The organism is Prolixibacter denitrificans (assembly GCF_003014495.1).
GTDB classification, from domain to species: Bacteria; Bacteroidota; Bacteroidia; order Bacteroidales; family Prolixibacteraceae; genus Prolixibacter; species Prolixibacter denitrificans.
The window spans coordinates 14,961-29,669 of the sequence record NZ_PYGC01000005.1; the positions used below are offsets into that span (position 1 = coordinate 14,961).

Here is a 14,709-nt window from a genome sequence, read left to right on the forward strand (position 1 = left end):
TTCATCTAAATCAGGATTTTTCGTTTTCATGGTTCAGACAAAGAATCTTCAAAATATTTCCGTTCAGGAGTTCACATACGAGTTGCCCGATGAACGCATTGCCAAATATCCATTGGCAGAACGAGACCAGTCGCAACTTCTCATTTGGAACCGGGGAGCAATCTCCGATGATGCATTCAAAAATCTTTCCACGCATTTACCGGAAAGCTCGTTACTTGTATTCAACAACACAAGGGTCATTCGGGCACGGTTGCATTTTCGGAAACAAACCGGCGCCCGAATCGAGATATTTTGCTTAGAACCGACCACACCTGCTGATTATGCTCTTTCTTTCACACAAACGGAAAAATGCCGGTGGAAATGCATCGTGGGTAACCTGAAAAAGTGGAAAGGTGAAATCCTGGAACAAACACTGGAGCTTGACAATCAGCCAATAAAATTTCGTGCGGAAAGAATTGGCGAAGCAGGCAATGCGCAGGAGATTGAGTTTTCCTGGGATAACCCGGCTTTTACCTTCTCCGAACTGCTGGAAGCGACCGGAAACATTCCTATTCCTCCGTATCTACACCGCGAGTCGGAAGAAAGCGACCTGACACGCTATCAGACCGTTTATTCCCGTATTAAAGGCTCTGTTGCAGCGCCAACCGCCGGTTTGCATTTCACCGAAAGGGTATTTGACTCTTTACCTGAAAAAGGTATTGAACGGGCAGAGCTAACCCTGCATGTCGGTGCCGGTACCTTTCAGCCGGTGAAGTCCGACACAATTGGTGGCCATGAGATGCATACCGAACATATCCTGGTGGAGAAAACATTCATCGAGCAACTTCGTGATAAGCTGGATTCGGTGGTAGCCGTGGGAACGACTTCCATCCGCACACTGGAAAGTCTGTACTGGATTGGCAAAAAGCTGATGGAAAATCAGAACCTGAGTGAAAAGGAATTGCTGGTAGCCCAGTGGGAACCTTACCAGGAAGAGAATCATCTTCCCTCTCCAAAAGAAGCTTTGACAGCGGTGATTGATTACCTTTCCCGCAAAAACATGGACAAGCTGAATACAGCCACACAGATTATCATCCTGCCGGGATACGAGTTTCGCATCGTCAGGGGAATGATTACCAATTTCCACCAGCCGCAAAGTACCTTGCTGCTACTCATTTCAGCTTTTCTGGGCGACGACTGGAAGCGCGTCTACCAGCATGCCCTGGAAAACAATTACCGGTTCCTCAGTTACGGCGATTCGAATTTGTATATCAAATGAGTTTTAAGTCATAAGTTTTAAGTGTTAAGAACTTCTGCGCCGGAATAGAAGCAGAGCCTTTATTTCTCCTTTATTTCGAGGATTATGAGCGTAAAATATTATTGACTCCCATTGTATAGACGCGGCCAAAGCTCTTTCTTAAAACTTAACACTTGAATTCTTAAAACTTTCGTTTACCCTTTCGGGACCTTCTCTCCTGGGAAACGATCGGCATATTCCACCCAGAAGTTTTTGACCTCCGATTTCATCTCTTTCCGGAGCAATAAAATACCGATCAGGTTGGGAATGGTCATCATAGCGATGGTGATGCCGGAGAATGTCCAGACGATCGTCGTATCGACAAACGAAGCCAGGAAGAATCCGATAACGTAAATGATACGGTAATAAATTACGGTATGTACACCGAATAGATAGGTCATGGCCCGACCACCGTAATACGACCAGGAAATAGCTGTAGAAAACGCAAACAACAGCAAGCCTATCGAAACGATATAACTACCGTAACGACCAAACCAACTCTTAGTAAAGGCCACCGTCGTTAACGGTGCGCTATGTAATAATGACCTTCCCCTGAAATAATAATCACTCAATTCGGGGACTTTCCCGTCAGCTACTTCAACTTTTCCCGTATAGAGCTCATTATCCCGGGTGTATACTTTTACATGATCGGCAATCGAACGAGCATGGATAATGGTCAGGTTATTCTGAATAACGCCGTCTTTCACGGTTAAATCACCTGAGAAACGAGGAAATTCGGAATCATTTTCCCGTCCATTCAGGTCTTTTCTCAAATCTTTCAGTTCGGCTTTATTACTTTGATCTACCGGATGGGCCAGAATTTCCAAATCGGCAGCCTGAAAACGGTTTTCAAACTTTTTGTTCCACACTCCCGATGACAACAGCACCAGTCCGGTTAGCGAACAGATAATAATGGTGTCGATAAATGGCTCCAACAAAGCAACCAATCCTTCCGATACCGGCTCGTGTGCACGGGCAGCGGCGTGGGCAATCGGCGCCGATCCCTGACCGGCCTCGTTCGAAAATAGTCCCCGGTTCACACCCCGGTTAAAGGCAAATGAAAAACCAGCACCCAGGAATCCTCCGGCAGCTGCCGTCCCGGTGAAGACATCACGGAAGATGGAGATAAAAGACGGGATAATATTTTCGTAGTTATATAGAATAACAGCAAATGCGCCAACAAAATAGATAAGCGCCATGGCCGGCACCAGCTTGGACGTCACCTTGGCAATACGCTTAATTCCACCGATAATAACCAGTCCAAGTAAAACAGCCAGGATGGCCCCTGATAATATCTTATTGATGCCCCACGTAGCAAACAACGAGTTGGAGATGCTGTTGATCTGCGGTAGGCTTCCTGTTCCGAAAGAAGAAAGAATGGTGGCGATAGCGAAAATGACCGCCAGCCACCGCATATTCAGACGGTTTTTCATGTAAAACATTGGTCCACCGGCAATACTGCCATCCGATGCTTTTTCGCGGTATTTATGCGAAAGAGTTACCTCCACAAATTTGGTGGTCATACCCAACGCGGCCGTCACCAGCATCCAGAATAAAGCTGCCGGACCTCCCAGGTGAATAGCCAAAGCTACACCGGCAATGTTTCCTGTTCCTACGGTTCCCGAGAGTGCTGTCGTTAATGCCTGAAAATGGGACGTGTCCCCTTCATCGCCTTCCTTATCGAACTTACCTCGAACAATACGAAGAGAGTGTTTCAAATAACGGAATTGGGGAAATTTCAGGTAAATGGTAAAAAACAAGCCGGTTCCCAAAAGCAAAAAAACGAACCACTGCGAACCGCCTACATAACTGTCAATCAGCGAAAGAATCTCGTTCAGTTTTTCCATGAAACAGGTTTTAAGGTTAAGCGACAGCTTCCAAAAATAGGAATATTACAATGGAATCAAAGATTTGGTGGGGATTAATCCTTTCGGCGAGCCGCTCTTCCAAGTGATAACATCACAAAGCATCCGCCGGATAAAATCTATATTCTGACCTTGCCAATTAAATATTTCCGGGAAACCGGAATGATAATGAAGATTAACATTCGGGCATCAATTACTTTACAAAAATTCCTTACTTTTGGTAAGGATTCCGGCAGGTCCGGTTCATTTGAATTTTAATCAATCAAATTCAGATACTATGTTACCAAAGTTTCTTTTTGCTGATAACTCGCAAGAGTTACCTGATAACATCTTCATTGTTCACACCGAACAACCTCGTTTTATCGTTCAATGTGACATTGAAGGTTTCTGGACCAACCAGGAAGTTTATTGGCTCGACGATAAGCCGGAAAGCGATGAATTAATCTCCGAGCTGCTCGATCAGGCTGCCGATTTTATGGAGATGGAGCTGGAAAATCAGGAGCGCCTGTACGACGAAGAAGAAGATGATGAAGACTAAAATAAACTAATCATGCAAACCGGAGCACCTAAACGACTGATACGCTCGAGAACCGATCGAATGATTGCCGGTGTTTGCGGAGGGTTGGCTCTGTATTTTGATTTAGATGTCAGCCTTATTCGGATTCTGTTCGTGATATTAACACTTTTCACCGCAGGATTTCCCGGTATTCTGGTTTACATTATCATGTGGATAGTCGTACCCGAACAATAACCCTTTTCTCATCTGCATTTTCTTTTCACCTGATGAAGGTGCGGGCTTGGTGTGTCTTGTCCAAAAATACTCATGTTTCTATCAGAACTACTTCCTAATTTTCATTCGGAATACTACTAAAAAGCACATTGCCAACCTATTGACTTTCTCAAATAGATTCCTTAATTTTCATTAAGTAAACTAACCGGAATTTAGTTGTATTACTGAGCGCCTCCCCCTTCACGCCTGTATCAGTAATCATCACATCTATTCATTCTATTCGTATGATGGGGAGCGTTCACCCTTTACGGGAAAAGTATACGCCAGATTTCGTGCGTTCATCAGAAAACGAGCAACCAATCAAACCCAAATACAATTAACCAATCTTAAAACGTAACATTATGAAACGACTTTTTACTCTAATCTTTTCCCTGCTGATCTGTATGTCGCTTTCAGCCATTGCTGATGAAGGCGGCGGAAACAACGGCAACAACGGAAATAACTCCGGCCAGCAACAGGGTAACAACGGTAATAATGGCAATCAGGGAAACAACGGCAACAGTGGTAACCATGAAAATGGAGAAGAAGGCGAAGAAGATGAAGGTGATCACGAAGGTGGCTCCGGTGGTAATCACGAAGATGGCGATCACCAAGAAGGTGAAGAAGGCGGCGGTCAGGGAAACAATTCTGCTTACATCATGCAGATTGGCGGAAATAACCGTGCCTACATCAACCAGGAAAGCGTGCATAACGGAATAGCTTCCATCGTTGTCAACGGAGACAACAACAATGCCTATATCATGCAAAAGGGAAACGGAGGTATTTCCGGCTTTGGCTACGAAGTCGGTGATTTTGATGTTTGTTCCGGATTCTCTCCGATTCTGCCCCCCGATGAAGAGCAGCCATTATGGGATGTTTCTACTGCTTTTAGTAACATTGAACTTGTTTGCGGAGGTGAATTGGTTATTACAGATGCCGGTTTCTCCTTTCACACAGTTGCACCGGGTATTTATATCACCGGAGACAATAACAAAGCTTCCATTGAACAACGCGGTAAAACAGGTATCGCCGGAATCCGAATTACAGGCGACAAGAATGGCGCGAAAATCGATCAGTGTGGTAATTCCGGTCAGGCCTATATTGATATTACTTCAGCTAAACTAAGCGATGGAACAAAAGGACTAACGGCCGTAATCTCACAACAAGGCAAAACCAACTTTGCCTATAGTATCCTTAAGGGGGTTTCCAATGATCCGACCATTCATGCCGGTTCGAACATCACACAGCATGGAAATAGCAACAGCGCATTTCAATACTCCGAAGGCGATAACATTCGGTTGGGTGTCACTCAGGAAGGTGGATTTAACACAGCCCGGCAAATCAATGTAGGCGATCATACATTCATGGGCATTGCACAAAGTGGTAGCCAGAATATCGCTGTTGAGATGTCGACCGGAAACTATAACAACAGCTATATCCAGCAAGATGGCAGTCGGAACGAGGCGTTAATTCTTCAAGGTAATCCGGCAGTTACCGGCGTAACGGTTCCGACGATAACCATGAATTAATGCGACGCAAGCTTATAAGAAAAACAGTCTTGTGTATTTCAAATATCGTAATTTGGGTGAGAAAAGGCAGACTCTCGGGTCTGCCTCTTTTTTTTATACTTGCGAAAGAATGAACTTATCTCAGTTATCAGCTTGCTTCAAAGAAAGAGAAATTCGCTTTCGCGGAATATCGACCTCCAATACTTTTACCGTCACGTGTTGGTGCAATTTCACCACTTCGTTCGGATCGGAAATAAACCGGTCGGCCAGCTCACTGATGTGCACCAAGCCATCCTGTTTCACTCCCACATCGACAAAACAGCCGAATTTGGTGATGTTGGTAACAATTCCGGGCACGACCATTCCCGGCTGCAAATCGGTGATGGAGAAAATGCCCTCAGCAAATTCAAATACCTTGATTCCGGAACGCGGGTCACGTCCCGGTTTCGCTAATTCCGCGATAATATCGGTCAATGTCGGCACCCCAACCTCGTCATCCACATAGCGGTTCAAATCAAGCGACTTCCGCAACTCTTCACTGGCCACCAAATCGGTTACCTGCTTGCCCAAATCCTTCGCCATTTTCTGCACCAGCGAATAACGCTCAGGATGCACAGCCGAATTGTCCAACGGATTAGTTGCATCCGGAATGCGAAGAAAACCGGCACTCTGTTCGTATGCTTTGGGGCCCATCCGGGGAACTGTCTTCAACGCTTCACGCGAAGCAAAAGGGCCGTTTTCTTTTCGATAGTCAACAATATTCTGAGCCAGCGTAGCACCCAGACCGGAAACGTACGTTAGCAAATGTTTGCTCGCCGTATTCACATTCACTCCCACGAGGTTCACACACGATTCAACGACCGTGTCCAGACTTTTCTGCAATTGCTTTTGATCAACATCGTGCTGGTACTGCCCTACTCCGATGGATTTCGGTTCAATCTTCACCAGCTCAGCCAAAGGATCCATCAGGCGGCGACCGATAGAAACCGCACCGCGGACCGTGACATCGTATTGCGGAAACTCTTCACGCGCCACTTTCGATGCGGAATAAATGGAGGCTCCGTCTTCGCTCACCACAAACACCTGCAAATCGCGATCGTAATGGGTGTTCTTCACAAAATGCTCTGTCTCACGACTGGCAGTTCCATTTCCGATGGCAATCGCTTCAATCTTATAGGTACTAACCAATGCCGCCAGTTTCTTCTTCGACTGCTTCACTTCCGACTGCGGCGGATGCGGATAAATGGTTTCATTGTGCAACAGGTTACCCTGCGCATCCAGGCAAACCACCTTACAACCTGTCCGGTATCCCGGATCGACTGCCAAAACCCGCTTTTGTCCAAGTGGTGAAGACAGCAGTAACTGACGAAGGTTTTCAGCGAATACACCAATTGCTTCCGTATCGGCTCCCTCTTTCGAGGAGTTAAAAAATTCCGTTTCGATGGAGGGTGCCAGCAAACGTTTATAGCTATCCTTCACCGCAAGGGAAACCTGGTCAGCACTCGCATTACGGCCTTTTACAAAAAGTCGCTCCAAACGCTCCATTACGCGATCTTCGTCAGGAGAAATCGACAGTTTCAGGAAGCCCTCTTTCTCGCCACGACGCATCGCCAGCATCCGATGCGATGGACAACGCTTCAACGGCTCTTCCCACTCAAAATAGTCGCGGTATTTAATTCCATCCTCTTCCTTTCCTTTCACCAAACGGGAACGGATAATTCCATCGCGGGCGAAAATATTCCGGACAATGTTTCGGGCAGCCGTATTCTCATTGACCCATTCAGCAATAATATCACGAGCGCCGGCCAACGCATCCTCAACTGTTGGAACCTCATCCGACAGAAAACGTCCGGCACGCCCTTCCGGATCATTCTCAAACTGCTTCATCACAATTTTCGCCAGCGGTTCCAATCCTTTTTCCCGGGCAATGGTAGCTCGGGTGCGGCGTTTGGGTTTGTACGGAAGGTAAATGTCCTCCAACTCATTCGGATCGAGACATTGTTCTATTTTTTGCTGAAGCTCCGGAGTCAGCTGCTCCTGTTCTTCAATGGTCTTCAGAATTGTCGCTTTACGCTTTTCCAACTCCGTCAGCTTTTCCAGCTCCTCCTTGATGTTGCCAACGGCTACCTCATCCAGGCTACCGGTCGCTTCTTTCCGATAACGGGAAATAAACGGAACCGTAGCGCCTTCTTCCAGCAAAGAAATGGTATTCCGAACCTGACGTTCATTGATATTCAGCCTTTCGGCGATGATATGATTGAATTTTGCGTCCATTTAGATTGAATTAAGGAACCCAAATTTACTGAAAACAGCAGGGATTTCCGCACGATAGTTATCCACAATAATGGAGTTACGAGGCAAAAACAGATTCCGGTTCGAAGGGCAAAATCAACGATTCATGGACACGATTCTCCTACCCAAACTCTTTTTCTTTCTTCCCGCCTTATGTCACCGTTACTTTGGACTAAACCTTAAAAAATAAGCCATGAAAAAATCAAACACTTTTTATCACATCGTCGTCATTACACTGATGATAGCCTTCGGTTCAGGATTAAATGTGACAGCACAACCGTTGACCGAAAATCTGGCCGGGACATATGATCTGGCTGCTCCCCGCACCGCTAAAGTGCAGTATTTTCATATGGAAACCGAATTAATTAATCGTGCTCCCGACGGAGTGGAAACCGGAAGAGAGAAATACATTCTCGATTTGAAATGTGAGCCTTCCGGGTTAACCGGAAAAAATGGAGATACCTACACCTGCCTCCAGTTTGCTGTCAAAAAGGACAGCGGTAAAGTCGCAACTATCCCGGCACTCAAAAATTGGAGTTATGTTTTCACTGGCGGTCACGATGACAAAGGCCAGGTATTAGGCATCGAACATGCCAAATTTGAAAACCTAACCGACAGCAACGGACAACCGTTAGCAGCCAATCAATCGTACTTTGTATACAATACATTCATCGATTTTCATGCCTTTTGCGATGTTTTTGGCAGTCCAACCCAGGCTGGAAAAGGCATACAGGATCTCCATAAGATTGGAGACAGAATTATCCATGCCGCAGCCAACTCCGAAGCACCGGTCGACTTAGGAAGTAGTGTGGGCAAAGGCTCAACATTCACAAATGGAGAAATCACACTCAAATTCAAAGGTCTGTCAAGAGAAAACGATACACCTTTGGCTTTGGTCGGATTCGATTCAGGCGATAGCCACTTCGTTATGAACATGGAACCGGCTCCCGGGTTTACGGTAAAAACCCGCGGAAGTTCACATTATTGGGGCGATTTGTACGTCAACCTGAAAACCCACTGGATTAACCGTGTGGAAATGGAAGAAGTGGTGGCAGCGCAAACCAAACTTCCATCGCCCAACGCTCCGGTTTCTTCCGTTACCGTTCGTCATTCCGTTATCCGGAATATGGCTCAGCCCGAGATTCTCTCAATCAAATAATTTGTAACTTTTAGCCGGGTGGAAGATGCAGACTTATGCCTTTCATCCGGCTGACAAAACCAACAAAGCCATGAAAACAACGTATAGTGGAAATTTCTTCCGTCCCGATACAGCCAGATACCACATCGTCATGTTCGCGGTTTCTGCAGGCCTCATCCTAATAGTATCCCTGCTACAGCGCTCTCCGGTATTCACCGAAGGACATATTGCCGGCTTTATTCTGGTCATGTTACAGGTGGAACTCTTTACCTGGCTGGGAATTCAGTTTTTCCGCTCCCTTCCCGGGGAATCGGGTAAAGATGTAACCCGCAAAATACTGAAGCGTTTTATCTGGTTTTATTTAACCTGTTTCGTGGCTTCCGCCATCATTTTTACACTGGTAACCGGAGGTTTGTTTCTCTTGCACGGCGATTCCCTCAACGGCTTGTTCCCCCACCTGATTCATCGGGAACTGAAAGGATGGCTCATCGGAACCAACCTGGGACTGCTGGGTGGTACCCTGATTTTCTTTTACGTTCAGTGGAATGATGCTATGAAACGCGAACAGCAACTGAGAGAAGAGAATCTCATCTTTCAAAATCAGACGCTGAAGAACCAGGTCAATCCACATTTTCTTTTCAATAGTCTGAACACACTGTCTTCACTGGTCAATACCAATCCGGAGCTGGCCGAACAATTTACCGGTAAACTGGCACAGATCTATCGATACATACTGGAAAACAATGCGAAGGACAGCGTCATGTTAAATGACGAATTAAATTTCGTTCAGGACTATTTCTACCTGCATAAAATACGCGATGAAGACAAGATCAACCTGACAATTGATATTCCGGATACAAACGGCTACCAAATTCTGCCGGTTTCGCTGCAATTGCTCATCGAAAATGCGCTGAAACATAACATGGCGACACGGGAAAATCCGTTGGAAATAGAACTGCAAATAGAGGACAATTCAATCGTCGTTTCCAACAACCTGCAGCCTATGGCCACGCTTCCGCAATCGGTGGGAACCGGACTGAAAAACCTGGCTGAACGAATCAGGTTGTCCACAGGAAAAGAACTAATCGTTGAAAATAACCGGAAAACCTTTACTGTTAAGATACCTTTGCTATTATGAAAGTACTGCTTGTCGAAGATGAAAAGCCGGCAGCACAAAAGATGGCCCGGCTGCTAAAACAGACGGCTCCTGATGCCGACTTAGTAGCGACAACCGAAACCGTAGAAGATACGGTGAACTGGCTACAGGAAAACGGAGAACCCGATTTGATCCTGATGGACATTCATCTGGACGACGGATTATGCTTCGAAATTTTCGACACAGTGAAAGTAACTGCCCCGGTTATTTTCACCACTGCATATGATGAATATGCAGTACGGGCATTCAAAGTCAACAGCATCGATTACCTGCTGAAACCGGTTGGTGAAGAAGATTTACGAAAGGCCCTCGATAAATACCGTGCCATCCACGAAAAATACCATTATGGTCAGGCTGGTTACCGCCATTTGCTTCAGGAATTTTCGGCAGCTTACAAATCGCGTTTTCTGCTTAAAATCGGAAGTCGTTACAAATCGGTATCCGTTAACCAAATCAAGTATATCTTCAGCAGCGAAGGGAACGTTTTTCTACAAAATACCGATGGACAGGCATTCGCATTGGAATTTTCGCTCGACCATGTTCAAAAGCTACTCGACCCGGCCGATTTTTTCCGGATCAACCGCAATTGTCTCATACACATCGATGCTGTTGAAGAGATGGTTGCTTACTCTTCAAGCCGTTTGCAACTGCATGTTAAAGAAGAAAAACCGCAGGAAATGTTTGTGGTGAGCCGCGACCGCGTTCCCGAATTTAAACGTTGGATGGATCGGTAGACCGGAGAAATCTGATATCTTCGTGGCAATATACACCACAAAAAGTCATACTTATGAAAAATCCAATTGTATCCGTTGTTCTATTTGCCATCGTAGGCTTGATACTAGGCTACCTGATTTTTGGACGTATTTCAGGGGAATATGTCGACATCAGCACCATATTCCACGGTTCATCAGGTGCGCTGGAGTCATTTGGCCGCAAACTGGCCGGCATTACCAAAATGCGCCAGAACATCCTCATATCGGGTGGCGTTGGAGCCGTTGTCGGATACATCGTTTACCTGATTCGCAAGAAGTAAATTTGCTGACAGCCGTTGGCAAAAAATAAATTTACCAACCGCCCTGAAGTCCTTCCTTCAGGGCTTTTTGATATTGTTCCAGATTGAATTTGTACAAATACGGCGCTTTATGTGCACCACCTTTACGCCGCTCATCCAATCTGTCGAGGATGCCGTAAGCCAGCATTTTTCGCTGAAAGTTTCTCCGGTCGAGCGTTTTGCCCAGGATGGTTTCATACAACTTTTGTAGCTCCGGCATCGTAAATTTTTCCGGAAGAAGATTATATCCGATAGGCAGAAAATTCAATTGCCGCCGCATAGTTTCCAGGGCAGCACCAATAATTTTATTGTGGTCGAGTATCAATTCTCCGACGTTATCCAGGTCGAACCATTCACAAGCTTCACTGTCCCATCCTTCTGCAGGAATAGCCTTTTCATAGTCGACCAACGCATAAAACCCAACGGAAATAAATCGCTTTGTCAGCCAGTTATTCTCCTCAACCACGATTCCTTCACTACGCATCAGCTCTAAAAACTTCTCGGTATTGGAGCGATGAATGTCGCTAAACACATGAAACTGGCGCAGAAAGATATCATTCAGTCCCGTTCGTTCATTCAATACACGGTCGGCAGCTTCTTCCATGGTTTCTTCTTTTAAAACGAAACCTCCGGGCAATGCCCACCGATCGTCATGACGGATTTTCAACAGGAGAACTTTCAACTGGTTGGCATGAAATCCAAAAATGACACAATCGAGTGAAATATGCGCCATGAAGTGCTCATCTCCCCGATTGATAAACTCGTGCATCTCCTGTTTTTGCTCCATCATGAAAATTTTACTGCAAATAAAATCAATTTTTGTTTCAGTTTCGAATGAAATTAAATATCATTGTGTCAGAAAAACACATTGGTAAATGTAGACATTTTCTTAATCACGAAAAAGTCCGTATTTTAAACAAAGCTAACCAACAGATATACAACCAACCGGAAAGCTTTATCTCGAAATACAAATTTGGTGTTCTACTGAGAGATTGGTAAAAATAAAACGACCTGCAGAAGCTTGTTAAAAACAATAGAACCAGATTTAATTACGAACCTATGAAACAATTTCACAAACATTTGCTCCTGGGAGCATTATTCTTGATGTTCTCATCACACTGGGCAACAGCCCAGAAACCGAAGTTGGGTGAAGCCTCGATTTCGAAGGTAATTTCGGCCATGACACTGCAACAAAAAGCCGAATTAGTCATTGGTACCGGAATGCATTTCGAAATTCCCGATTCCATCAAAGACAAACTACCCGGAGGAGGCGCCAATTCACCTTTTTTCCAGGCTCCTGATACAACACTGGGAAAGGCCTACAATGAAATGCTGGAGAAACTGCAGAAGATAGTTCCCGGTGCTGCCGGACATACAGCCATGTTCCCCGAGTTCAATATTTCAACGATGGTATTGACCGACGGCCCTGCCGGGCTGCGCATTCAGCCAAAGCGAAAGGGAACCGATCAAACTTATTATTGTACCGCTTTCCCAATTGCAACATTACTGGCATCAACCTGGGATAAAGACCTGGTGACCAAAGTTGGTGAAGCCATGGGTAACGAGGTATTAGAATACGGTTCAGACGTGCTGTTGGCACCCGGAATGAACATTCAACGTAACCCGCTGTGTGGCCGCAACTTTGAATATTACTCGGAAGATCCGTTTGTGACCGGACAAATGGCAGCTGCTATGGTGAAGGGTATCCAGTCGGAAGGCGTGGGAACTTCCATCAAGCACTTTGTGGCCAACAACCAGGAAACCAACCGTCTTTCAGTAAATACTATTGTCAGCGAGCGGGCACTTCGCGAAATCTATCTCGAAGGATTCCGGATTGCCGTAGAAGAAGCCAATCCATGGACAGTGATGTCATCATACAACAAAGTGAACGGAACGTATACTTCCGAAAGTGGTGACCTGTTGACCAAAATCCTGCGTGACGATTGGGGATTCAAAGGTTATGTAATGACTGACTGGACCGGAGGAAGCGATGTGATTGCTCAAATGGAAGCTGGCAACGATTTGATTATGCCGGGAAATACCAAACAGATTCATGAAATTATCAACGCTGTAAAATCAGGAAAACTGGACGAAAAAATACTCGACAGGAACATTGCCCGCATCCTGAAAGTGTTGATGATGTCTCCCGATTACAAAGGATTTCATCATACCGACAAGCCCGACCTGAAAGCACACGCTGCCATCACCCGCCGGGCTGCTACCGACGGAATGGTACTGTTGAAAAACAATAATTCTGCACTTCCTTTTGCAGAGAACATTAAGGATGTAGCAGCTTTTGGAAACACATCCTATGAAATGATTACCGGTGGAACCGGAAGTGGCGATGTAAACGAAGCATATACCATTTCTCTGACCGATGGTCTGAAAAATGATGGTTACACAACCGATGCATCCCTGAAAGGTACTTACGAATCTTACATCAAGGACGAAAGAGCTCATCAGCCCAAACCGAAGAACATTCTGGCTGCCATGATGGGTGCCAGGATGCCGGTTACTGAAATGAATGTAACGCCGGAACTGGCAAAAGAGATGGCTGCCAAAACCGATGTGGCTTTGATTACCATTGGACGTAACTCAGGCGAAGGTGGTGACCGCGAAGCAGCTCCCGGCGATTTCGATCTGACGAAAACCGAAAAGGCGATGATTCAGAATGTAACCGATGCTTATCACGCAGCCGGTAAAAAGGCCATTGTCATTCTGAATATTGGTGGCGTAATCGAAACAGCCAGCTGGCGCGATATTCCGGATGCTATTCTGCTGGCATGGCAACCTGGTCAGGAGTCGGGTAACTCCATTGCCGACGTATTGAGCGGAAAAGCCAATCCGTCCGGAAAACTCGCTGTTACTTTCCCAATGAAGTATTCCGATGTTCCCTCATCTGACAATTTCCCCGGACATGCTGTGAAAACTGACAAGCCAATGGACGACAAAGCGGATGGCTCCGGTTTCTCTTTCATGCGCCGCGTGCCGTGGGAAGTAACGTACCACGATGGTATTTATGTAGGCTATCGTTACTACGATGCATTCAATGTAAAACCGGCTTATGAGTTCGGTTATGGATTATCGTACACAACGTTCGAATACAGCAACCTGAAACTGAGCTCTGACAAATTCGATGGCTCGCTGACCATTACCATGAATGTGAAAAATACCGGAAAAGTAGCCGGACAGGAAGCCGTTCAGCTTTATGTAAGTGCTCCGAAAGGTTCCATCAACAAGCCGGTTAAGGAATTGAAGGATTTTGGTAAAACGAAATCGCTGAAACCGGGCGAATCGCAGACACTCACCTTCAAACTCAGCCCAAGAAGCCTGGCATCATTCCACACCGATTCGTCGGAATGGATTGCCGATGCCGGAACGTATAAAGTAGAAGTTGGTGCTTCGTCGCGGGATATTCGTTTGAACGGAACCTTCGACCTTGACAAGGAACTGATGGTGAAAAAGGTGAACAAAGCATTAGCTCCGGCAGCACCTGTTAAGGAGATTCAACCCAAGTAAATTTTAGGTAAAGCGATTAGTAATAAAAAGGTGTTTCCCTGCGTATCTCTTGCCAGGGAATACCTTTTCTCCAAATGCTTAAAGAGAAGATTTTTGATTTTCATGGATTAACAAATACAAGGAAGAAGTTTTAGA

12 protein-coding genes are annotated in these 14,709 nt (G+C 45.7%); 9 read left to right on the forward strand and 3 right to left on the reverse strand.

Going from position 1 to position 14,709, the window contains the following annotated elements:
• The first annotated feature begins 28 nt into the window (after positions 1-28).
• Positions 29-1,258, forward strand: coding sequence for an S-adenosylmethionine:tRNA ribosyltransferase-isomerase (locus tag CLV93_RS10865; protein WP_106542233.1), 1,230 nt, complete (start codon positions 29-31; stop codon positions 1,256-1,258).
• A 173-nt stretch (positions 1,259-1,431) separates the two neighbouring features.
• On the opposite strand, the gene CLV93_RS10870 is transcribed toward CLV93_RS10865, so the two are convergent.
• Positions 1,432-3,123, reverse strand: a complete 1,692-nt coding sequence (locus CLV93_RS10870) for an alanine/glycine:cation symporter family protein (RefSeq protein WP_106542234.1) — start codon at positions 3,121-3,123, stop codon at positions 1,432-1,434.
• A gap of 295 nt (positions 3,124-3,418) precedes the next feature.
• On the opposite strand from CLV93_RS10870, the gene CLV93_RS10875 reads away from it, so the two are divergent.
• The 3 genes from CLV93_RS10875 to CLV93_RS10885 all read left to right on the forward strand — a co-directional run bounded on the left by CLV93_RS10875 (position 3,419) and on the right by CLV93_RS10885 (position 5,439).
• Positions 3,419-3,679 carry a hypothetical protein gene (locus CLV93_RS10875; RefSeq protein WP_106542235.1) on the forward strand — a complete coding sequence of 87 codons (261 nt, stop codon included), beginning with the start codon at positions 3,419-3,421 and terminating at the stop codon, positions 3,677-3,679.
• 12 nt (positions 3,680-3,691) lie between these two features.
• Positions 3,692-3,892, forward strand: a complete 201-nt coding sequence (locus CLV93_RS10880; RefSeq protein ID WP_106542236.1) for a PspC domain-containing protein — start codon at positions 3,692-3,694, stop codon at positions 3,890-3,892.
• Positions 3,893-4,272: 380 nt separating this feature from the next.
• On the forward strand, positions 4,273-5,439 hold the full coding sequence (locus CLV93_RS10885) for a hypothetical protein (protein WP_106542237.1): 1,167 nt from the start codon (positions 4,273-4,275) through the stop codon (positions 5,437-5,439).
• Positions 5,440-5,559: 120 nt separating this feature from the next.
• On the opposite strand, the gene CLV93_RS10890 is transcribed toward CLV93_RS10885, so the two are convergent.
• Positions 5,560-7,692, reverse strand: a complete 2,133-nt coding sequence (locus CLV93_RS10890) for a Tex family protein (RefSeq protein ID WP_106542238.1) — start codon at positions 7,690-7,692, stop codon at positions 5,560-5,562.
• A gap of 211 nt (positions 7,693-7,903) precedes the next feature.
• On the opposite strand from CLV93_RS10890, the gene CLV93_RS10895 reads away from it, so the two are divergent.
• The 4 genes from CLV93_RS10895 (at position 7,904) to CLV93_RS10910 (ending at position 11,037) form a co-directional block, all read left to right on the forward strand.
• Positions 7,904-8,869 carry a hypothetical protein gene (locus CLV93_RS10895; protein ID WP_106542239.1) on the forward strand — a complete coding sequence of 322 codons (966 nt, stop codon included), beginning with the start codon at positions 7,904-7,906 and terminating at the stop codon, positions 8,867-8,869.
• Between the two features lie 70 nt (positions 8,870-8,939).
• On the forward strand, positions 8,940-9,986 hold the full coding sequence (locus tag CLV93_RS10900) for a sensor histidine kinase (RefSeq protein ID WP_170108921.1): 1,047 nt from the start codon (positions 8,940-8,942) through the stop codon (positions 9,984-9,986).
• On the forward strand, positions 9,983-10,738 hold the full coding sequence (locus CLV93_RS10905; protein ID WP_106542241.1) for a LytR/AlgR family response regulator transcription factor: 756 nt from the start codon (positions 9,983-9,985) through the stop codon (positions 10,736-10,738). Before CLV93_RS10900 ends, CLV93_RS10905 begins: the two co-directional genes overlap by 4 nt.
• Before the next feature lie 53 nt (positions 10,739-10,791).
• The gene (locus CLV93_RS10910) at positions 10,792-11,037 is read left to right on the forward strand and encodes a hypothetical protein (RefSeq protein ID WP_106542242.1); all 246 of its coding nucleotides are present in this window, start codon (positions 10,792-10,794) and stop codon (positions 11,035-11,037) included.
• A 31-nt stretch (positions 11,038-11,068) separates the two neighbouring features.
• On the opposite strand, the gene CLV93_RS10915 is transcribed toward CLV93_RS10910, so the two are convergent.
• On the reverse strand, positions 11,069-11,845 hold the full coding sequence (locus CLV93_RS10915) for an NUDIX hydrolase (protein WP_246187224.1): 777 nt from the start codon (positions 11,843-11,845) through the stop codon (positions 11,069-11,071).
• 269 nt (positions 11,846-12,114) lie between these two features.
• Between CLV93_RS10915 and CLV93_RS10920 the strand changes: the two genes are divergently transcribed.
• Positions 12,115-14,574 carry a glycoside hydrolase family 3 C-terminal domain-containing protein gene (locus CLV93_RS10920; protein ID WP_246187223.1) on the forward strand — a complete coding sequence of 820 codons (2,460 nt, stop codon included), beginning with the start codon at positions 12,115-12,117 and terminating at the stop codon, positions 14,572-14,574.
• Positions 14,575-14,709 lie beyond the last annotated feature (135 nt).